The sequence below is a fragment of the Halioxenophilus aromaticivorans genome (assembly GCF_042850945.1).
GTDB classification, from domain to species: domain Bacteria; phylum Pseudomonadota; class Gammaproteobacteria; order Pseudomonadales; family Cellvibrionaceae; genus Halioxenophilus; species Halioxenophilus aromaticivorans.
This window is the reverse complement of record NZ_AP031496.1, coordinates 4,765,108-4,785,626: the sequence shown is the minus strand read 5'-3', so window position 1 is coordinate 4,785,626 and position 20,519 is coordinate 4,765,108. Positions and strand designations below refer to the sequence as shown.

Genomic DNA, 20,519 nt, shown 5'->3' with positions numbered 1-20,519 from the left:
CTTTTTTTCAGTAATTGATTTTTCAGTAAGTTGTTGTAGAAAAGCGGTTCCAGGGGCCAGTGCGTTTACCATCCCTTGATCCTTATCGCTAACTACTCCGTTAACTACTCCGTTCACTACTCCGTTCACTACTCCGTTCACTACAGCAATTTGCGCACCTTTATGTAGGCGTCATACTGCGACACAAAAACCTCTCCCGATAATTTGAGAAGTAATCCTGTGTGGCGTAGCTTATCCATCACCGGCCCCTTTACCTCAGACAAATGCAATTGAACGCCTTGGTCTTGCAGCTGTTCGTTTACCGTTTCTAACATCTCCAGAGCACTGTAATCTACTTCATTTACTGCATTACATTGCAAAATAATATGAGCGATTTGGCCGCGTTCGTACACCGCAGTGCTGATGGTTTCTTCCAAAAATTGAGCGTTGGCGAAAAACAGACTTTCGTCTGGCCGTAAACTTAGAATCTCTGGCACGGTTTGCACGTGGTAACGTTCAACATTACGAAAATGCTCGGTGCCTTCGATCAGGCCGACCTCGGCAATGTGCGGCCTGGAGGTGCGGTAAAGATGCATGCCGATGGAGGCCGCGACGCCACAAGCGACGCCAATTTCCACGCCGTAAATTAGCGTAATGGCGATGGTGGCCAGAACCGCATAGCAGTCGCTACGGGCGAAACGCCAGGTTTTTTTAATAATGCCAAAATCGATTAAACCAATTACCGCCACAATGATGGTGGCGGCCAGGGTGGCTTTGGGTAAAAAATACAGTACCGGCGTTAAAAACACAGATGCGATGGCAATGCCGATGGCGGTTAAAATGCTGGCCATTTGGGTGAGTGCGCCGGCTTCAAAATTCACAATGGTGCGCGAAAACCCACCGGTGACTGGGTAACCGCCAGACACGCAAGAGGCAAGGTTGGCCGCGCCCAAGCCAATGAGTTCTTGATCAGCATTAATTTTCTGTCGCCGGCGATGGGCCAAAGTTTTACCCACAGAAATGGATTCCACGTAGCCAATCAAAGAAATCAGCAACGCCGGAAGCAGTAATTGCTGCAGTAGCTCCGTGCTTGGCCATTGCAAAGATAAAGACGGCAGCCCGGCGGGGATATGGCCGGTAATAATAACGCCTCGTTGCTGCAGTGAAAATACCGATACCGCGGCAATACTGGCAAAAATACCCACAATGGGTGCCGTTTTAGTCAGGGTGCGGGCCGTGCTTTCGTTAAGCCCTAGGCGCTGCAGCCACGCGGTGGCGTGTTTGCGGCTTAGCAGCAGAAATCCAATCATGCCTAATCCCAGAAGTGCCGTAATCCAATGGCTCTGGTTAGCAGTGGATAGCAGACTCGGTAGCAACTCCGCCAGGGTGTCGCCATGGGCACTGACTCCGAAGATATGTTTTAGCTGGCTCAGCGCAATGATGATGCCCGAGGCGGTAATAAACCCAGAGATCACCGAATGAGATAAAAAATTGGTGATCATCCCCAGCTTAAAATAGCCCATCAGTATTAATAAAATACCGGATAACAGCGCCAGGGTGGTGGCGGCGGTGAGGTAGTCCGCTGTGCCGGCTTGTACGATGCTGCCCAATGAGGTGGCCGTCATTAACGAGACCACCGCAACAGGCCCCACCGATAGCGTTCTGCTGGTGCCTAGCAAGGCGTACACCACCAGCGGCATTATGCTGCTATATAAACCCACCTCCGGCGGCACCTGTGCCAGCATGGCATAGGCCAAGGATTGCGGTATTAACAGAATGGTAACAATAATTGCGGCGGTGAGGTCGGCAATTAATTGTGAACGGTCATAGACCCGCAGCCAGTTGGCGGCAGGTAGGGCGTTGAACAACGTCATCAGGCGGGCTCGGCGTTATCGTCTATTTTTGGGTTACACTAACCATTCCCGGCCTTTTAACATGCCGTTCCAATAAAACCAGGGTAGAAAGTCGGCTTTTAGGTGCCAGGCTTGGCTGGTGGCTTTGGTGCCGTCGTTAATCCATGTGGGAAAGGTCGGCAGCAGCTTGCCCTCGTAGCCGAATTCGGCCAGCACAATTTTACCGTGCTCCACGGTCAGTGGGCAGGAGCCGTAGCCGTTGTAGTGTGCGCTGGGGGGTAATTTATCCAAGGTCGCGCAAATGTTGTGTGCTAACAAGGGCGCTTGCTTGCGCGCTGCGGCCATGGTTTTGGCATTGGGGGTATTGGTAACGTCGCCCAGCCCCCACACATTGTTAAAGCGTGTGTGTTGCAGTGTTTGCGGGTGCACATCCACCCAGCCGGCGGCGTCTGCCAGAGGGCTGTTGCGAATAAATTCCGGCGCTCTCTGGGGCGGGCAAACGTGCAGCATATCGAAATCAACATTAACTTCGCGGGCTTCACCCTCGGCCGGGGTATGAGTAAATGTAGCGGTTTTATTATCGCCATCAACGGCGATTAAATTGTGCAAGAAATTCAGGTGAATTGCGTAGCGCTCAACGTAGCTTTGCAGCGCCGGTACATAGGCGGGCACACCAAATAGAACGCCGCCGGCGTTGTAAAAACCAATATCGAATTTATCCAACACGGAATTACGGCGCCAGTGGCTGGCGGATAAATACATGGCTTTCTGCGGTGCTCCGGCGCATTTAATGGGCATGGGAGGTTGGGTAAAGACTGCTTTACCGCCCTTTAAACTGGACACCAGTTCCCAGGTGTAAGGCGCGGTTTTATAACTGTAATTGGATGTAACGCCGTTTTTGCCCAGTGTCTCCGGTAGGCCTTTTATCCCCGCCCAGTGTATTTCTAAGCCTGCTGCCACCACCAAATGGTTGTAATAAATTTCCGAGCCATCGTCCAGGTGCACTCGGTTGTTGTCCGGGTCAAAACGGGTGACGGCATTTTTTAGCCAGGTAGTTTCATCCGGGATCACTGTGTGCATTGGCCGTAGGGTGGTTTCAACGTCAAACACGCCGCCACCCACCATGGTCCAACCCGGTTGGTAGGCGTGCTGCTCGGCAGGGTCAATCAAACAAATGCGAATTTTGGCTTTGCGTTTTAATAGGCTGGTGGCCACGGCAATACCCGCGGTGCCGGCGCCGACAATAACCACCGTGTAGGTGGGTTTAGCGCAGTGGGCAGCAGTGGTTTTTTTTACCTCCGCCCCAGGGCTTGGGTTGCTGCCCTGGCTTGCTGTGTCCTGTTCTATTGTGGTCTGGTTTTCTTTGGTTTGGTCTGCTTTGGTTTGGTCTGTAAGGGCCTGAACAGCCTGCCATATTTTGGTGGAGCGATTGCCGGTGCGGCAGTAGGCGTGCACGCGCTGGTTTCCGGCCAAAATATCGGCCAGCTCGGATATCTGCCGGTCGCTCATTTGGGTGCCGGTAAAGGCGATGGAAACCGCCTTTATACCCAGAGACTCCGCCTTTTGCGCGATATCGGCAAAGGCGGTTTGATCTGCGGCTTCGTTATCTGGCCGGTTACAAATTAGCGTTTGCACGCCCTTCGAGGCCAGCTGGTCGATGTCTGCCTCGGTAATTTGTTCTGAAACACTGTATTGATCTGACAGCTGGGAAATTTTCATAGGCCGCTCCTTTATTGTTATTGTTACAGGTTAATCATTCATGAAAAAGATTCAGGGGAATTTTTAAATAAGCCACGCCGTTGGATTCCGGCTCGGGTAGGTGGCCAGCTTTCATATTGACTTGCAGCGACGGCAAAATCAGTCGCGGCATGGACAGAGTCGCATCGCGATTTTCGCGCAGCTGCACAAAGTGCTCACGAGCGGTGCCGGCGTTAACGTGGATATTGTCGTCCCGTTGCTGTGCCACGGTGGTTTGGAATTCCAGTGGGCGGCCGTTGGGCTGGTAATCGTGGCACATAAAAATGCGAGTTTGTGGCGGCAGCGCCAGAATTTTTTGAATGGAATCAAACAGTACACCGGCGTCACCGCCGGGGAAGTCCGCCCGCGCGGTGCCGGCATCGGGCATAAATAAGGTGTCACCGACAAAAGCCGCATCGCCAATAACATGCACCATACAAGCTGGGGTGTGCCCGGGCGTGTGAAGGGCTGTGCAGTTGATGCCACCAACCTGGTAGTTTTCGCCGTCCTCAAATAGGTGGTCGAACTGTGAGCCGTCGCGGGCGAAGTCGGTGCCTTCATTGAATATTTTGCCGAAGGTCTCCTGCACGGTGAGTATGTGCTCGCCGATGCCCAGTTTGCCGCCCACTTGCTGCTGAATATAGGGCGCTGCGGAGATGTGGTCGGCGTGGACGTGGGTTTCTATCAGCCATTCTACGGTGAGCTGGTGCTTTTTGACGTAGGCGATAATATCGTCCGCGCCGTTGGTGTGGGTATTGCCTGAGGCGTAGTCAAAATCCAATACCGAATCCACGATGGCGCAGTGTTGGCTGCTGGGGTCGATGACCACGTAGGAAAAGGTGTTGGAGTCTTTATCGAAAAAAGTCGCTACCTCTGGGATAGTGGCGGGGATATTTACGTTGGCTTGAGTCATTTTTCTGGCTCCGGCTATGGCTTCTAATATTTCAGCTTTATCAAAATGATCAGCTAGCACCATCTATGCCACCCAGGGTGGTTTCGTAACCAATTGAAAAACATACGATTTTTTCGTTTTTAGTTTGGGTGTAAGACTCAAGTTTGACAAATATTGCGGTGGGTGCCAGATTTGGTTTTTATTCTGTCAAAAATGGCAATGTTATGTCTGTGATCGCCACTGATGGCCCTTCATTGCCGCACCAACCTATGGCGTATATGTTGGAAGGCTACGATTGCCCAGCGATACTGGTTAGCCGAGACTACCAAATATTGGCCACTAATCAGCGCTACCGCCAACTGTTCGGGGATGCCGAGGCTGAGGGCCAGCACTGTTATCGTGTCTCCCACGGCTACTCCATCCCCTGTGACCAGGCAGGAGAAGACTGCCCGTTAGGGGCGGCTGTGCAATCCGGTCACAAAGAGCGAGTACTGCATGTTCACCAAACCCCTCGCGGCCCAGAGCATGTGGACGTGGAGCTAATCCCCATCCCCGACGACCAGGGCCAGCCGCAATTTTTTGTGGAATTAATGCGGGCAGTACCGATGGCCGGCGCCCGGGCGGGTAGCGGAAAAAGCCTGGTGGGTGAAACGCCGGTGTTTAATCAAATGCTGGCCAAGGTGGCTCGGGTAAGCGCCAGTGATGCGGCGGTGTTGTTGTTAGGAGAGTCTGGCTCCGGTAAAGAGTTGGTGGCCAGTGCCATACATCAGGCCAGCCTGCGTAAGGATAAAGCGCTGGTGACGCTAGAGTGCGCGGGGTTAACCGATACCCTGTTTGAAAGCGAGTTATTTGGCCATGTGCGGGGCGCCTTTACCGGTGCCAGTAGTCGTCGTACCGGCTTAGTGGAGCTGGCCGACGGAGGCACCTTGTTTTTGGATGAAATTGGCGATGTGCCCCTGTCGATGCAGGTAAAGCTGCTGCGTTTAATCGAAACCGGCACCTACCGAGCTGTGGGGTCATCGCAATTGCGCCACTCTGATTTTCGTTTGGTGTGTGCCACCCATAAAAATCTGAAACGCATGGTGGAGTCAGGGGAGTTTCGGCGGGATTTGTATTACCGAATTAACGTGTTTCCCTTGCGCTTACCGGCACTGCGTGAGCGCTTGGCGGATTTGCCTTTACTGGCCAAAAGCCTGTTGCAACGCATCAGCCCCGGCAAGGAAATTCATATTACTGGTAGCGCTGTGGCGGAGCTTAGTGGTTATGCCTTTCCCGGCAATATTCGGGAATTGCGCAATATTTTAAATCGCGCGGTTATTTTATCGGATACCAATGTGTTGGAAGGCCAAGATATTCAACAAGCCTTGGAGATAGATTGGCCGGATTCGGCGCCGCCCCCAGAGGCTTTGCCCAGCGAGCCATTAAAACAGTTAAACAGTAGTGCGCCGTCGGAAGCCTGGGAAGCGCCGCCGGATTTAAAAACCGCCGAACGCAATTATCTGCAGCAGTTGATGGCGCAATATCAGGGCGATAAAGAGCGGGTGGCCAAGGTGGCGGGGATCAGTTTGCGCTCGTTGTATCGTAAGCTAAATCACAAGTTAGTAGAACTCAGCAAGTAGTTTCCGTTGAAAATAAAAGCTAAATACAAAACAGGGGAGCCGCAAGGCTCCCCTGTTTGTGGCGCACTACTCAAGTTAGGTGCGTCAAGGTAGGCGCGAAAACCTAAATTTATTTTTCAGGCTTGGCCAATACCATTTCAATTTCAATCAACATGCCTGGGCCGCCGGCCAAGCCCGCGATTTGGATAGCCGAGCGCGCGGGTAGATTAGGCTGTTCTTCGGTGCCGAAGTGCTGGGTGTAGGCTTTCATAAAGCCACCGAAATCCATTTTGCCGTCCATTTCAGGGTCGCCCACCAGGAATACGGTGAGTTTGACGGCATCGCCAAAACCCAGGCCGATATCTGCCAGGGAGCTTTCAAACTTTTTAAATACACTCATGGCTTGGGTGTAGGTGTCGCCATAGTATTTACGGCTGCCTTTTTCAGCGCTTTCGTCTGCTGCTGCAGGCACCTGGCCACTGTGATACACCAAATCAGTACCGGCAGAAACTTCAACTGCACGGGCAATGGGGAAGGTGCTGTTGTTGGGCAGAGGGTAGCGTTTGGTTTCAGCGACGGCACCGGCAGACAGAGTCGTCGCCAACGCGGCGGCGGCTAAAGCTTTTTTATTCATGGGTTCTCCAGATTCCTTTGAGGGACTTGTTGTAGTTTGGTTTGTGTTTGTTGCACTAATATTGTGGCCAGCTTGCTGAGTCGATTCGGCTACCACTGCGCTGGAGGCAATGCGGTCTACCTCCGTTGGCGCCGCCAAAGACGCAACGTAGCTGGCGACGTTGATTACGTCGGACTCATTTTGCAGCACGTGGGAAGCCGCTTTCATCATTACGCCGTTGCTGTCTTCACTGCTGTAACCGCGCTTGTTGGCCAAAAAGTTGGTTAACTGCTTGGCCACATACCAATCGTTTTGCCCGGCAATGGCCGGAGCCTTCAATACCTCGTTACCTTTACCATCTGCGCCGTGGCAGGCTTGGCAGGAGGCAAATAAGGCTTTGCCTTTTTCCACATCACCGTTGAGGGTGGGGTGAGGCACCGGCGATACCGTTGACGTTATGAAATCGACGGTTTGCTGTAGGGTGTCCTCAGGCAAATTTTTTGCCGCGGCCTGCATTTCGTTGCCTTTGTGGTCCTCCGGGTGGGAGCCACGCCAGCCGCGTCTAAACGAATTCAGTTGGTTAGTTAAGTACCAATCCTGCAGATGACTTAAGCGCGGTGCACTGTTGGTTTCGTTGCCCATCAACTGGGTACCATGACAGACAGTGCAATGCTGATAAGATTCCGGCACCGGCGTGGGTTGCTGTGCTTGGGTAACCGTGCCGTGGGCGCTCAGCAAGGCCGCTGCCATGAGAGGTTTTGTCCATAAACGCATAGTGTTGCTCCTTAGGCGGCTTTAACCAGTGAGTTAAATTGCAGCAGTGCGGTTTCTACCGAGGCCAGTGCGCCTTCCTGCCAGCCGGGGTGAAAGCTCACTTGGTCGCCAATTAAAAAGTGTCGGTTGCCCTCGGGCTTTTGCACAATGGGGAAATACTGCTCGTGTTGCTCCATTGGGATTGAAGTGCCGCAGCCCATCATATAGTTCATGCGGTTCCAGGGAATACTGACACCGTTGTCGATGTAAGAGGCGTATTTGGGGTGTATGGCCGAGGCCTGCTCTGCGGCTACTTTTAAGCGCTCTGGTAACGGCAGCTCAGAAAAGTACTCGATGTTTTCCTGATTCCAAATATAAGCGCCCAAAATGATGCCCTTTTCGGCGTGGATATCGTGGCCGGGGTACCAAATTTGATTGATGCGCTCGTTGGTGTAGCTGATGCCGCCGTAAATGCCTTCGTTTTCCCAAAAACGCTGTTTCATCTGGAAGCCAATTTTAAATAGGCCGCGTCGCTCAAAGCTGTTGATGGCTTCGTTATAGGTTTTGCTGAAATTATTGGGTATGCCCGGCAAGAAGTTGGCGGGAATGTTGTTGAAGCAGTAGTCGGCAGTGAGTGTTTTCATCTCGCCATCGTGCTGGTAGGCCACTGTCACGCTGTCTTTGCCAACATCAATGGATTGCACCTGGGCTTTGAGTACCACCTTAGCGTCGATATTGCGTTTGAAGCCCTCTACAACCTGGTCCATGCCGCCCTTGGGTTCCATCAGCGGCGATAGCCAGTCAAAGCTCTCCATTTGCGGAATACCGTTGTGCCAGTAATCGTGGTTGACCAAGGCCTGCAATGGCATTGGGTCTACTTTGGGTCCGTGGGTGAGCATGCGGTCGGTTTTGGCGCCAGAGCGATAGGTGCCGGTGTATTTACCGTTTTTGTCCAAATCGCCGAAGCCAGCCACGAAGTCGGCCAATTTTTCCATGTCTTCTGGTGACAGAGGCTTATCAAAGGCGTCTTTATCCAGTGCCTTCCAAGCCAGTTCGGCCAAAAAGCCCCGCGCATCCGAAACGTAGTATTGCTGGCGATTTAGGCCCGCCATTTTGGCGTTTTTGTCGTGGGCCCAGGCCAAGCGGTTGTGGTTGGCTTTGATGCTTAGAGGTACGTCGAATTTTTTGCAGTAGCTTAATAAGCGGCGGTGGTGGCCGGGAATACGGGCCGGACCGGCGTTCATGTAGAGATTGGGTTTGTCGTCGAACTGGCAGTGGTTGGGGTTGCCCAGCTCGTCGATCAGGTCGCCGTGGCGCAGGGTTAGATTGCGGCCGCCAACGCGATGGCTGGCTTCCAGAATAGTGACGTTGTAGCCTGCTTGGCCCAGTTCGTAAGCGGTGGCCAGGCCAGCAACGCCGCCACCCAGAATCACAACTTCTTTATTGCCTTGGGCTGGCTTCAGGTCCAGTGTCTGCAGTTTCTCGGTGCCGCCAATCAGGTCTAAGGCAAGGCTGGTGTTGTACACAGCCAGGCTGCCGCCAGCCAACGCGACGTTGGCCAAAAATTGACGTCGTGATAATTTGCGCATGAATGTGTCTCTGTCGGTAGATTATTACTGTTGGAATAAGATCCGTAGCGTTAAATTCAGCTGTTCATTCGAAGTAGAAAACAGATATTTAGGGTGGCACCTTGTGGGCACGCAACCGAGAGCGTTGTCGCTTTCGATCACCCCCTCTACGCAAATAGTCTGCCAAGCTCAGCAAGGCCTGATAAACCGTGATGAAAGCCAGTGGGACCGGCAGGATTGTTTGTTTTTGGTGCCTGAAGAATGAAAGGGTGCAGTAAAATGCTTTTTTTTGGTGCCTTTGTTTCGGGTGGTAAACCTGGAAAAAGACACCATTAAGAGGCGAAAATTGGCGCCATGCGCCTAGATGATGCGTACATCTAAGCTGTGTGGCGAATCGCTTTTACAGACAGTAATTGCCATCATTTGTATTAAAATCAATAGGTTATGAGGCTATCCGGCCGGCGGGTTGGACTGCGCAGGGCAATTTGGGGTAATGCGTGTTGTGGTTTTAGTTCGGTTACTTCTTCAAGTAATACACAACCTAAAGAACTCCTAGGTGCTCTATAGGTGCGCTTGGATTAGCACGCCGGCCAAAATAACGCCGAGTAGAGCCACCAGCCAATGAATAGCCGTGCCCCACAGTGGCGAATAGCCCGGAGGGATCTCTTCGGGCTGCGCCGACAGCACCACTTTGCGGTATTGCAACGCGGAAAATACGGCACATCCAACCCCCAATAATATAAACGCACAGCCCACCGCAAATATGGCCATAAGCCGGCCGTTAGAGGTTTCAGCCGGGGCTAGTATTTTTACCAGCAAGCCAGATCGCTCAATAACAAAACCAAAGGCAATAAACGCCAGGCTGGTGCGGTTCCAGGCTAGCAGGGTGCGCTCCGCCGCAAACAAAACTCTGGGATCTTTTAGGTTGGACATAGGTCAGTGGTTAACTCAATAAAGGTGCTAAGGTTAACTCGTGGGCGGCAGTAGAGAAAGTGCTAGTACCGTTGGATAGTAGGGTTGGATAGTACCGTTGAAAGGGGGAGGGTTGTGGGCGGGCTGTCTCTTTGGTTTGTCACTGTGGCGCCCGTTTACGTTATACTTCGGGCGCCGCTGTGGCGTACCTGTTTGCGTACCCTCGCTTGTCTTCCTTCCAACATGCTCGAAATGGCGCAATTTCTATGTTGCATTCAGTTTTCCAATCCAAGAACACTGCTGGCCAGTCCAGTAAAGCGCTGCTATCGGCAGGTTTTGCCATCATTTTTGTGTTCTTTTTGATCTCCGGCTACTTGGCCTACGTTAACATCGAAGTGTTGCAAAAAGATTCAGCGGTGGTAGCCAAGATCACCGAGGTTAACTCCCGGTTAAATTCCATTCTGCGCTCTGTGCAAAACGCCGAATCCGGCCAGCGAGGGTATTTGCTCACCGCCGATGAAAATTACCTAGAGCACTATTACACCGCATCCAGCGAAAGTCAGTTGGATATAGCTCGTTTACACGAGCTAATTGACAGCGACTATGCCCTTGGAACGTTGGCAGTCAATATTAAGGCTAAGTTAGATGAGCTCAGAGAAACGGTGCAGTTGCGGCGCGGTGACGATCTGGAAGCGGCCTTAGTCATCGTTAACAGCGATGCGGGCAAATTACTTATGGATGCCATCCGCACGGACATCGACCAACTGCTAAGCAAAAATGATTTACTGTACGAGCAGGCTTTGGCTCAAAAAGGCAAGGCTTATCAAACCTCTCTAACGGTTGCCTTTGCCAGTACATTGTGTGGTTTGATTCTCACATCGGTTCTGGCGCTATTTTTCAATCGAGTGTTTAAAAGCCGTAGCCTCAATCAATATAAGCAAAATGCGCATATCGAGTTAAGCCAAGCCCTGTCCGGTGAATTAACAACCCAAGAGATTGGCCAAAAGGTACTAGAGGTGTTGGCGTCTTATTTGAATGCTGATTGCGGTACCTTCTATGTGCGGCACCGCAGTGCGGTTCAGCAGAGCCTGGGCCGGGTCGCTACCTTTGGTATATCCGATGTCAATTCCGTTTCGATGACAGTTGAGCCCGGAGCGGGGTTGGCGGGGCAGGTGGTGCAAGATCAACAGACGCGGTTGATGTCCGAGGTACCGCAAGGCTATTTGAAGTTTGGCTCAAGCCTCGGCGAGGCGCAACCCAGTCATATCGTGATGATGCCCTTTATTTCGCGCAAGAAAACTCTGGCGTTTATTGAGATTGGTTTCAGTGCAGAGCCGGCCCCGGTGGTATTAGAGCTGCTGAAGGATATCAGTTCAACCGTGGCGGAGGCGGTACAGTCGGCGCAGTATCTTGAGCGGCAGCGCCAACTGCTAGAGCAAACGCAAATTCAAAGTGAAGAGCTGCAAACCCAGAGCGAAGAACTAAAAACCCAAAGCGAGGAGCTGCGGGTTACCAATGAAGGTTTAGAGGAGCAAAGTCAATCACTGCTGGAATCCCAAGCCAGGCTTGAACAACAACAAGAAGAGCTCACCCAAACCAATCAACAGCTACAAGAACAGGCCGATCTTTTGGCTAACCAGCGCGATGCTCTGCAGCAAGCCCAGTACGTTTCTGAGGCAAAGGCTCAAGAGGCCGATCTGGCCAATCGCTATAAATCGGACTTTTTGGCCAACATGTCCCATGAGTTACGCACACCGTTAAATTCGTTGCTTATTCTATCCAAGTTATTAGCCGACAATGCCGGTGGCAATTTAACGGCAGAGCAAATCAAGCATTCGCAGACGATCTATGCGTCTGGTAACGATCTTTTAGAGCTGATTAACGACATTTTGGATCTTTCTAAGATTGAATCCGGCCATGTGGAACTGCACAAAGAAAATGTATCCCTCTCTGGTCTGGCGAACGATAACTACGATTTATTCCAGCCGCAGGCGGCGCAGAAGTCCATTCAATTTAGTGTGAACTGCGATGCAAGCTGCCCAGAGATGTTCTACAGTGATGAGCTACGGCTCAATCAAGTGCTGAAGAATTTATTGTCCAATGCGATTAAGTTCACAGACCAGGGTAGGGTGGAGCTAAATATTACCTTGATAGACGGCCAGCTCCAGTTTGCGGTGACTGATACCGGTATTGGCATGAGTGAAGAGCAGGCCCAACAGGTATTTTTGGCGTTTCATCAAGCCGATAGCACCATCAGCCGAAAATACGGTGGCACCGGCCTTGGCTTATCGATCTCCAGGCAATTAGTGGAGCTGCTGGGCGGCAGCTTGCAGGTTAACAGTACCTTGGGTGAGGGCAGCGTGTTTACCGTTACGTTACCCTTAGATGAGCCCGTTGCCGAACCCGAGACCAAACCTGAGCTCCTGCCCAGTGAGTTGCAACCGCCAGCCCCCAGCTTCACACCACTGGCGCAAAATTTTTTCTCTCTCCCGGCGTTGGTAGAGCAAGAGTCTGCCCACAGCACTATCCGTTTTAATAACCGATTGGTGCTGGTAGCCGAGGACGACCAAACCTTTGCCACGATATTGGCGAGCCTAGCTCAGGATTTAGGCTTCACTGTGTTGCAGGCGAAAACCGCCGAGCAAACCTTGGCCATGGCTTTGGCGCATTTGCCGGCGGCTATTCTATTGGATATCGGTCTGCCGGATGGCTCTGGGCTAAATGTATTGGAGCAGCTCAAAAGTAACCCGAGAACCCGCGATATTTTAGTGCATATTATTTCCGGGGATGATCATAAAACCCAAGCCTACGCCCTCGGTGCCACAAGCTACCTTATTAAGCCCGTGGCCGACGGCGATGTAGCCCGGATCCTCAATAACGTTGAGCAACGCAGCCGGCAGAAGGTTAAGCATCTGTTACTGGTAGAGGATGATGAAACCCAGGTGCTCCGCCTGCGGCAGTTATTTAACCAAGAGGACGTCGAAACCACCGTGGCTACCACGGCGTCCCAGTGTTTAGACGCATTGCAAAACCATGTGTTCGACTGCATGGTACTGGACCTGTCGCTGCCCGATAGCTCTGGCTTTGAAATTCTGGAAACCCTGAGCGAAGGTGAGGTTTATTCGTTTCCCCCGGTGATTGTGTACACCGCCAAGGACTTGCCTGCTAAAGAAGAGCAAATACTGCGGCGCTACACCGAATCCATCATTGTTAAAGACGTTAAATCACCGGATCGCCTACTGGATGAAGTGAATTTATTTCTCAACCAAATTGAACCATCACCTGCTCAGGGGCTAGTGCAGGCCAAACCCAACGCCGATTTTAATGTTTTGCACGGCCGCAGAATTTTACTGGTGGAAGACGATATTCGTAATATCTATTCCTTGGTGAGCGTGCTAGAGCAGCAGGGCATGGAGATTGAAATAGCGCGCAACGGCATTGAGGCCATGGAGAGTTTGGCGCGTGCCGAGCAAGAATCCGCCAAGCCCTTCGACGTGTGCCTGATGGATATCATGATGCCCGAGATGGACGGCATCACCGCTACCCAAGAAATTCGCAAGAGCAGCCAGTGGCAGCAATTGCCCATAATTATGCTAACAGCGAAGGCCATGGCGCACGACCGCGCTCGTTGCATAGAAGCCGGTGCCAGTGATTATCTTGCTAAGCCAATTAATATTGAGCAATTGCTGTCTATATTGCGCGTGTGGGTAGCCAGCTAATGGACTTCGAAAACTCATTTGAAGAACAAAGGGCGCAAGATTCTGAATTTGAGTTGGATCTTCTAATTCAAACCATTTTTCATCGCTATCAATATGATTTCAGTGGTTACTCCAGGGCATCGTTAAAACGTCGGTTGATTCGGGCCTGCGAAATACGTGGATGTGCGAGCTTTTCGCAGCTGCAGCACACCATTTTGCATGACACCCCCCCGTTTGATTCGCTGCTGGACATTATCACCGTGCGGGTGAGTGATCTGTTTCGGGACCCGCACTATTTTAAAGCCTTTCGCGAGTTGGTTGTACCTCAGCTGCGCACCTACCCCTCCATCAATTTGTGGGTGGCCGGCTGCGCCACGGGAGAGGAGGCTATTTCACTGGCCATTATATTGCGCGAAGAAGGGTTGGAGTCTCGCTCCACCGTTTACGCCACAGACATTAATGCCAATGTGCTGAAGCAAGCCAAACGTGGCGTTTATACCTTTGAGCAAATCAAAAACTTCAGCGAAAACTATCTGGCCGCTGGGGGCACGCATTCGCTCTCGGATTACTACACCACCGGTTACAACGCAGCAAAAATGAATCGAGATCTTTTGGATCGAATCGTGTTCTCAGAGCACAATTTGGTATCCGATGGCAGCTTCGCCGAAATGCAGTTTATTTCCTGTCGTAATGTATTGATTTATTTTGGTGTGGAATTGCAGGCCCGAGCCATAGCATTATTCGAAGAGTCGCTATGTCGCCGAGGGTTTTTGGGTCTGGGTAGCAAAGAAAGTTTGCAGAGAGTACCGCAAAATCAACGCTTTGTGTGCCTGGACCAGACGCAAAAACTGTATCAAAAAGGCGGCGTGGTGGATCATGGCAGAGTATGAGGTGGTCGTTGTAGGAGCCTCTGCCGGTGCCTTGGATGCGTTACAACGCTGGCTACCCTTGTTGCCTGCGACGTTTCCATCGGCCATCGTCATAGTTGTGCACCTACTGCCTGGCCATGCCAGTATGTTGGCTGAACTGCTGCAAAAAAATTGCCCGCTTCAAGTGAAAGAAGCTGACGACAAAGAACCCTTGCTAGCAGGCACTGTATACTGTGCCGCACCTAACTATCACCTATTAATTGAATCGGATGGGCATCTTAATTATTCCGTAGATGACCCGGTTAGGGGGTCGCGTCCCAGTATCGATGTGTTATTTTCCAGTGCGGCGGACGCCCTGCGAGAAAAGGTAATTGGTGTAGTGCTAACCGGCGCTAATGATGATGGCGCAAAAGGATTGCAGAAAATTGTGCGTGAGGGCGGACGGGCGTTTGTGCAATACCCCGCTGAGGCCCACGCCTCGGCCATGCCATTGGCCGCGTTGGGGGCGTGCCCAGAGGCGACCGTAGTGCCTCTAGCCCAGTTGGCTGAGGTATTAGAGCAAGTAACACAACCGGCAAAAAATAAACACCAGATTGAAAAACCAGTATGATAAATTTTTTACTCGTTGACGACATTGAGCAAAATTTAACGGCACTAGAGGCAATTTTGGCGCAGGATGGTCTAAATTTGTTGAAGGCGCGCTCCGGAGTGGAGGCGCTGGAACTGTTGTTACAGCACGATATTGAGTTGGCGTTATTGGACGTACAAATGCCCGGTATGGACGGGTTTGAACTGGCGCAGCACATCCGTCAGCGAGAAAAGACTCGCCACATCCCCATCATATTTATCACCGCAACCCACAAAAGTTTGCAGCTGCAATTTCGAGGTTACCAGGCCGGAGCGGTGGATTATATTTATAAGCCCATAGAGCCTGGAATCCTCAAAAGTAAAGTTAATACCTTCTACCAAATTTTTCAGCAGCAAAAGCAATTGGAACATAAAAACCAAGAGCTAAAGCGCTACGCCGAGGAGAACGCCCAACTGCTGTCTCAAACCCAAAGCTACTTAGCCGCATTGGAAGCCGAGGATCGACGCAAGGACGAGTTTTTGGCAACCCTCGGCCACGAGCTCAGAAACCCATTAGCGCCCATTGCTAATGGCCTACAAATCCTGGCCATGTCTAAGGATCCGCAACAACTGGATGAAACCAACAAAGTGATGAGCCAGCAATTAGCGCACTTAAAGAAGTTGGTGGATGATTTATTGGATGTGTCTCGGGTGCGGCAGGGCAAAATTACCTTAAATCGCGTGCCTGTGGATATATGCGATATCGCTCGGCGGGCTTCAGAGGCCTGTAGAGTCACCACCGATTCCAAACAACAAGCGCTAACCGTCCAGGTGCCAGAGCAATCGATTTGGGTTTTGGGAGATGAAACACGGCTGTATCAAGTGCTGACCAATTTACTAAGTAATGCCTCTAAGTACACGCCCCAGGGCGGCACTATTTGCACCGAGTTATCGATAGAAGACGGTGCCACCGTGGTCACAAAGGTAATTGATAATGGCCGGGGTATCGCCCCTGAAATGCAGCAAAAAGTCTTCGAGTTATTTACCCAGGTGGACCTCACTCACCACCATTCGGACAGCGGCTTGGGTATTGGCTTGGCCTTGGTTAAAAAGATTACCCGGCTGCACGATGGGGAAATCAGTGCTACCAGCCAAGGCCTGGGCCGCGGCAGTACGTTTACCCTGCGTTTGCCGATTTGTGAGCCGGTGCAGTCTTCTGCCGATAACAAAGCGAAAGAATCATCACAGCCTGAGGCCGATAGCCCGCAATCGGAAAACGAAAAACGCATTTTGGTGGTAGACGATAACCGCGAAGCGGCTGAAACGCTGGTAGAGTTGCTGACCTTATTGGGCCACGAGGGTCATTGTATTTTCAGCGGCGAAGAAGCATTGGCTGCGGCCACCGAATTAAACCCCGATATACTGTTTTTAGATATTGGTATGCCCGGCATGAGCGGCCACGAGGTTTGCCAACAGCTGCGACAAAAAACGCAATTTCGTGATACGTACATTGTGGCTCAAACGGGCTTTGGCCAGGCAGAAGACAAACAAAAATCCGAGGCCCACGGTTTTGATAAACACTTGGTTAAGCCGTTAACGTTGCAGCAAATTCAGCAGGTATTGGCAGAGCACGACTCGCGCCGTGCTGCTAGGGATAAGCCTTAAGCTAGCCTTTTCGGCTTTGTCTAAAAGTCTAAGCCTTTGCGGTTGCCTGCTGGTAAGGTGATTTTATTGCCAGTTTCGTCCCTGGGATAATCGATGTTTTGATATACCTTAAGGGCTTCATCGGGGGATTTTATTTGGCAGCGACCAACGCGTTGAAAGGAGCTATTGCCAAAGCCTACGGTGACACCGAAGTTGCTGTCTTCGAGCCATTCGTGCCAATGCCCCGCGCCCGAGTTTTTGGGTGAGGAGGTGACAATTTCCCATGTCATAGAGTCGTGGCCTTTATCTTCACCAAAATCTCCGTACATGAATATTTGATCGCCTTCCTGTACCGCTCTGCCATTCCAGTCTGGGAAGGTGTCTGAAATCCAAATATATTGTTGGTGTGTGCCACTGATGCCATCTGGGTAAAAGCAAATACCTTGGGTAGCCGCTTGTATATGGCCTGGCGCGTTATCATAGTATCCGGTAATCTCCCAACGGTTTCCATCGGACACTAGGTCGGGGCTATATAGCGGGCCAGCAATGGCAGTTCCTGTGGTGAGTAAGCCAAAGGTTGCTGCCAGAAGTGATTTGTTCATCGTTGTCATTGTGTATTCCTCATGAATGCGTTTTATTGAAATGCCACCCCATTTGGTAGCATGTCGATGGAATAGTGGCTGCTGGTGGAATGGCATCTCACCAAAAAGACTGAGGGACAATGGTGGCTAATAAAAAAAGGTGCGTTAAAAAACTATTACGACCGTACAGTTTTTTTAAACGAAAAAAGCAGGCCTGTGGCCTGCTTTAAACGACAACAAAATAATAAGAATCTAAACTAAGGCGCTAGGAAGTCATTGGCATCCAAGTAATCCACCACAATATCGGCAATTTGCTCTGGGGTTTGATCCGCAGTTTTAATATGCAGCTCGGCGGCTTCCGGTGGCTCGTAGGGGCTGTCTAAGCCTGTGAAGTTTTTAATTTCGCCGCGCATGGCTTTTTGGTACAAGCCTTTCGGGTCGCGCTTGGCGCAGTCTTCAAAGGGCGTATCCACAAATACTTCAATAAAGGGTGTCTCGCCGCAGCAATCGCGCGCCGCCTGGCGTTCCTTACGGAAGGGTGAAATAAAACATGACAGTACAATTAAGCCCGCGTCGGCCATAAGCCCTGCTACTTCACTGACTCGGCGAATATTTTCGATGCGGTCTTCATCGGTGAAACCCAAGTCTTTATTGAGGCCGTGGCGAACGTTATCGCCATCCAGAATATACGTGTGGTTGCCACGGGCGTGCAGTTTTTTCTCGACTAAATTAGCAATGGTAGATTTGCCCGAGCCGGATAGTCCAGTAAACCACAATACCGCAGGTTTTTGAGATTTTGCCTGGGCGCGGGCTTTTTTGTCCACATCCAATGCCTGCCAGTGCACATTGGAGGCAGTATCCAGGCTGTGTCGGATCATGCCGCCGGCAATGGTTTTGTTCGTGATACGATCAATCACCACAAAACAGCCCATACTGCGCGATTGCTCGTAGGGGTCAAAGGCAATGCGGTCGGTCAGATTCAGTTGCACTCGTGCCACTTCGTTTAAGGCCAGAGACTCACCGGGCAATTGCTCCAGGGTATTAATATCGACCTTGTAGTCGATGGCCGCCACGCGGCCGGGCACAGTTTTGTTTTCCAGCCGAATCAAATACGGCTGGTTGGGCACCATAGCCTGCTCGTCCATCCAGATCAGATCGGCAGCCACGGCGTTGGTGACCGTAGGGCGGTCACTGACCGTGGAAATAATATCGCCGCGGGAAATATCAATTTCATCGGTGAGAGTAATGGTGACGGCTTGCTCGGTGTTGGCTTGGTCCAGCTCGCCATCAAAGGTCACAATGCTGGCCACCTTACTGGTGCGACTGCTGGGCAGGGCGACAACCTCATCACCCACTTTGACCGAACCCGAGGCAATGGTGCCGGAGTAACCACGGAAATTTAAATCCGGGCGGTTCACCCACTGCACCGGCATACGGAAGGGGCGGGCGTCTTCTTCCTGGCTGATGTCCAGGGTATTGATGTATTCCATCAATGTTTTACCCTGGTACCAAGGCGTGTGCTCGCTTTGCATCAACACGTTGTCGCCATTTAATGCCGACATAGGAATAAAACCGATGGAGTCAAAGCCCAGGCCTTCGGCAAAATCCAAATAATCGCGTTGGATATCTTCAAATACCTGCTGGGAGTATTCTTTTAAATCCATTTTGTTGATGGCCACCACCACGTGCTTTAAGCCCAGCAAAGACACAATAAAGCTGTGGCGCTTGGTTTGGGTGAGTATGCCTTTACGGGCATCCACTAAAATAATGGCCAAATCCGCTGTGGAGGCGCCGGTGGCCATATTGCGGGTGTACTGCTCGTGCCCGGGGGTATCGGCAATGATAAATTTGCGCTGGTCGGTGGCAAAAAATCGGTAGGCTACGTCGATGGTAATGCCTTGCTCGCGCTCCGCCGCAAGGCCATCCACTAAAAGAGCCAAATCCAAGTCGGCGCCGGTGGTGCCCACTTTTTTGCTGTCGCGTTCTAAGGCGCTGAGTTGATCTTCAAACACCATTTTAGAGTCAAACAACAAACGGCCTATTAAGGTACTTTTGCCGTCGTCCACGCTGCCGCAGGTTAACAAACGCATAAAGCCCTTGTTTTCTTGCTCGGCGAGATATTGATCGAATTTTTCAGAGCTATCGTCAATTTCGTTGAAACCAGTTTTGGCGTAAATATCCATTAGAAATAGCCCTCCTGTTTTTTCTGCTCCATGGATGCACCGTGGTCCTGGTCAATAACCCGGCCCTGTCGTTCCGACGTAGTGGATAACAACATTTCTTCGATGATTTCTGGTAGGGTTTCGGCTTCGGATTCCACCGCGCCGGTTAGGGGATAACAACCCAAGGTGCGGAAGCGCACTTTTTTGTGTTGTATTTCTTCGCCGGGCTTAAATTCAAAGCGGTCGTCGTCCACCATGATCAGTGCGCCGTCGCGCTCCACCACCGGGCGTACCTTGGCCCGGTACAGTGGCACAATGGGAATATTCTCGCGGTAGATATATTGCCAAACGTCCAGTTCTGTCCAATTGGATAACGGAAACACGCGCATGCTTTCACCCTTGTGAATGCGGTTGTTGTAGGTGCGCCATAATTCCGGGCGCTGGTTTTTAGGATCCCAGCGATGGTTGTTATCTCTGAACGAGAAAATGCGTTCTTTAGCACGGGATTTTTCTTCATCCCGGCGCGCACCACCAAAGGCGGCGTCGAATTCGTATTTGCTCAGCGCCTGCTTTAGCGATTGCGTTTTCATAATGTCGGTATGAACCGCAGAGCCGTGGGTAAAGGGGCCTATGCCTTGTTTCACGCCCTCTTGGTTAATGTGCACAATCATATCTAGGCCCAGGTCTTTGGCCAGGCGGTCGCGGAACTCAATCATCTCTTTGAATTTCCACGTGGTGTCCACGTGCATTATGGGGAAGGGCGGCAGCGACGGGTAAAAGGCTTTCATCGCGAGGTGCAGCAGCACTGAGCTGTCTTTGCCAATGGAATAGAGCATTACTGGGTTGCGGCATTCGGCGGCTACTTCGCGAATGATGTGCATGCTCTCTGCTTCTAGTCTTTCAAGATGGGTAAGGCCGCTCATACAAGGGGTACCTATGTTGATCTGGGATAATTATCAATTTCGTGAATTCTATAGTCTAATAGTTTTTCTATAGGGTGATAGGTATTCTATAGTTCTATTGAAATAAGGCAATCCGGACAAGTTATATGGCCTAAAGCGGCGATGGGTGGGGTTTTAAGTGCAAACCAGAC

Annotated in this window: 14 protein-coding genes; 5 read left to right on the top strand and 9 right to left on the bottom strand. The window is 51.3% G+C overall.

The genetic code is table 11. The features are described from left to right. Window positions 1-140: 140 nt before the first annotated feature. From ACGHM3_RS20405 to ACGHM3_RS20395, 3 genes are read right to left on the bottom strand one after another with little or no spacing between them, the layout of a single operon-like run. Window positions 141-1,853, bottom strand: coding sequence for a sulfate permease (locus ACGHM3_RS20405; protein ID WP_345423427.1), 1,713 nt, complete (start codon window positions 1,851-1,853; stop codon window positions 141-143). Between the two features lie 33 nt (window positions 1,854-1,886). Further along, window positions 1,887-3,551 carry a beta-lactamase hydrolase domain-containing protein gene (locus tag ACGHM3_RS20400; RefSeq protein WP_345423424.1) on the bottom strand — a complete coding sequence of 555 codons (1,665 nt, stop codon included), beginning with the start codon at window positions 3,549-3,551 and terminating at the stop codon, window positions 1,887-1,889. Between the two features lie 34 nt (window positions 3,552-3,585). Further along, window positions 3,586-4,482, bottom strand: coding sequence for an MBL fold metallo-hydrolase (locus tag ACGHM3_RS20395; RefSeq protein WP_345423557.1), 897 nt, complete (start codon window positions 4,480-4,482; stop codon window positions 3,586-3,588). A gap of 203 nt (window positions 4,483-4,685) precedes the next feature. Here ACGHM3_RS20395 and ACGHM3_RS20390 point away from each other — a divergent pair, with 203 nt between their 5' ends. Beyond that, entirely contained in the window at window positions 4,686-6,080 is a 1,395-nt protein-coding gene (locus tag ACGHM3_RS20390) for a sigma 54-interacting transcriptional regulator (RefSeq protein WP_345423421.1), read from the top strand. Window positions 6,081-6,189: 109 nt separating this feature from the next. Here the strand turns inward: ACGHM3_RS20390 and ACGHM3_RS20385 are convergent, their stop codons facing one another. The 3 genes from ACGHM3_RS20385 to ACGHM3_RS20375 form a co-directional block, all read right to left on the bottom strand. Next, window positions 6,190-7,446, bottom strand: coding sequence for a c-type cytochrome (locus tag ACGHM3_RS20385; protein ID WP_345423418.1), 1,257 nt, complete (start codon window positions 7,444-7,446; stop codon window positions 6,190-6,192). Window positions 7,447-7,457: 11 nt separating this feature from the next. Then, the gene (locus tag ACGHM3_RS20380) at window positions 7,458-9,014 is read right to left on the bottom strand and encodes an FAD-dependent oxidoreductase (RefSeq protein WP_345423415.1); all 1,557 of its coding nucleotides are present in this window, start codon (window positions 9,012-9,014) and stop codon (window positions 7,458-7,460) included. Between the two features lie 540 nt (window positions 9,015-9,554). Beyond that, on the bottom strand, window positions 9,555-9,926 hold the full coding sequence (locus ACGHM3_RS20375; protein ID WP_345423412.1) for a DUF202 domain-containing protein: 372 nt from the start codon (window positions 9,924-9,926) through the stop codon (window positions 9,555-9,557). Window positions 9,927-10,171: 245 nt separating this feature from the next. Between ACGHM3_RS20375 and ACGHM3_RS20370 the strand changes: the two genes are divergently transcribed. The 4 genes from ACGHM3_RS20370 to ACGHM3_RS20355 are packed head-to-tail and all read left to right on the top strand — an operon-like array spanning window position 10,172 to window position 16,704. Beyond that, entirely contained in the window at window positions 10,172-13,624 is a 3,453-nt protein-coding gene (locus ACGHM3_RS20370; protein WP_345423409.1) for a response regulator, read from the top strand. After that, window positions 13,624-14,493, top strand: coding sequence for a CheR family methyltransferase (locus ACGHM3_RS20365; protein ID WP_345423406.1), 870 nt, complete (start codon window positions 13,624-13,626; stop codon window positions 14,491-14,493). Before ACGHM3_RS20370 ends, ACGHM3_RS20365 begins: the two co-directional genes overlap by 1 nt. After that, window positions 14,480-15,082 (top strand): chemotaxis protein CheB, encoded by a 603-nt coding sequence (locus ACGHM3_RS20360; RefSeq protein ID WP_345423403.1) that lies wholly within the window; start codon window positions 14,480-14,482, stop codon window positions 15,080-15,082. Before ACGHM3_RS20365 ends, ACGHM3_RS20360 begins: the two co-directional genes overlap by 14 nt. Further along, window positions 15,079-16,704: a response regulator gene (locus tag ACGHM3_RS20355; RefSeq protein ID WP_345423401.1), complete on the top strand. Its 1,626-nt coding sequence runs from the start codon at window positions 15,079-15,081 to the stop codon at window positions 16,702-16,704. The genes ACGHM3_RS20360 and ACGHM3_RS20355 overlap by 4 nt, the downstream gene beginning before the upstream one ends. Window positions 16,705-16,724: 20 nt before the next feature. Here ACGHM3_RS20355 and ACGHM3_RS20350 read toward each other — a convergent pair whose 3' ends face one another. The 3 genes from ACGHM3_RS20350 to cysD all read right to left on the bottom strand — a co-directional run bounded on the left by ACGHM3_RS20350 (window position 16,725) and on the right by cysD (window position 20,349). Further along, complete coding sequence (locus tag ACGHM3_RS20350) at window positions 16,725-17,294, bottom strand: hypothetical protein (protein ID WP_345423398.1); 570 nt, start codon at window positions 17,292-17,294, stop codon at window positions 16,725-16,727. A 227-nt stretch (window positions 17,295-17,521) separates the two neighbouring features. After that, on the bottom strand, window positions 17,522-19,447 hold the full coding sequence (gene cysN / locus ACGHM3_RS20345; RefSeq protein WP_345423395.1) for a sulfate adenylyltransferase subunit CysN: 1,926 nt from the start codon (window positions 19,445-19,447) through the stop codon (window positions 17,522-17,524). Next, entirely contained in the window at window positions 19,447-20,349 is a 903-nt protein-coding gene (gene cysD / locus ACGHM3_RS20340; protein ID WP_345423392.1) for a sulfate adenylyltransferase subunit CysD, read from the bottom strand. Before cysD ends, cysN begins: the two co-directional genes overlap by 1 nt. Window positions 20,350-20,519 lie beyond the last annotated feature (170 nt).

What these genes read in the sequence shown, in the direction of transcription:
- ACGHM3_RS20390 (WP_345423421.1), top strand. Translation starts at nt 4,686, where the DNA reads ATGTCTGTGATCGCCACTGATGGCCCTTCATTGCCGCACCAACCTATG.
- ACGHM3_RS20375 (WP_345423412.1), bottom strand. Translation starts at nt 9,926, where the DNA reads ATGTCCAACCTAAAAGATCCCAGAGTTTTGTTTGCGGCGGAGCGCACC.
- ACGHM3_RS20355 (WP_345423401.1), top strand. Translation starts at nt 15,079, where the DNA reads ATGATAAATTTTTTACTCGTTGACGACATTGAGCAAAATTTAACGGCA.
- ACGHM3_RS20350 (WP_345423398.1), bottom strand. Translation starts at nt 17,294, where the DNA reads ATGACAACGATGAACAAATCACTTCTGGCAGCAACCTTTGGCTTACTC.
- cysD (WP_345423392.1), bottom strand. Translation starts at nt 20,349, where the DNA reads ATGAGCGGCCTTACCCATCTTGAAAGACTAGAAGCAGAGAGCATGCAC.
- ACGHM3_RS20385 (WP_345423418.1), bottom strand. Translation starts at nt 7,446, where the DNA reads ATGCGTTTATGGACAAAACCTCTCATGGCAGCGGCCTTGCTGAGCGCC.
- ACGHM3_RS20370 (WP_345423409.1), top strand. Translation starts at nt 10,172, where the DNA reads ATGTTGCATTCAGTTTTCCAATCCAAGAACACTGCTGGCCAGTCCAGT.
- ACGHM3_RS20405 (WP_345423427.1), bottom strand. Translation starts at nt 1,853, where the DNA reads ATGACGTTGTTCAACGCCCTACCTGCCGCCAACTGGCTGCGGGTCTAT.
- ACGHM3_RS20380 (WP_345423415.1), bottom strand. Translation starts at nt 9,014, where the DNA reads ATGCGCAAATTATCACGACGTCAATTTTTGGCCAACGTCGCGTTGGCT.
- ACGHM3_RS20360 (WP_345423403.1), top strand. Translation starts at nt 14,480, where the DNA reads ATGGCAGAGTATGAGGTGGTCGTTGTAGGAGCCTCTGCCGGTGCCTTG.
- ACGHM3_RS20365 (WP_345423406.1), top strand. Translation starts at nt 13,624, where the DNA reads ATGGACTTCGAAAACTCATTTGAAGAACAAAGGGCGCAAGATTCTGAA.
- ACGHM3_RS20395 (WP_345423557.1), bottom strand. Translation starts at nt 4,482, where the DNA reads ATGACTCAAGCCAACGTAAATATCCCCGCCACTATCCCAGAGGTAGCG.
- cysN (WP_345423395.1), bottom strand. Translation starts at nt 19,447, where the DNA reads ATGGATATTTACGCCAAAACTGGTTTCAACGAAATTGACGATAGCTCT.
- ACGHM3_RS20400 (WP_345423424.1), bottom strand. Translation starts at nt 3,551, where the DNA reads ATGAAAATTTCCCAGCTGTCAGATCAATACAGTGTTTCAGAACAAATT.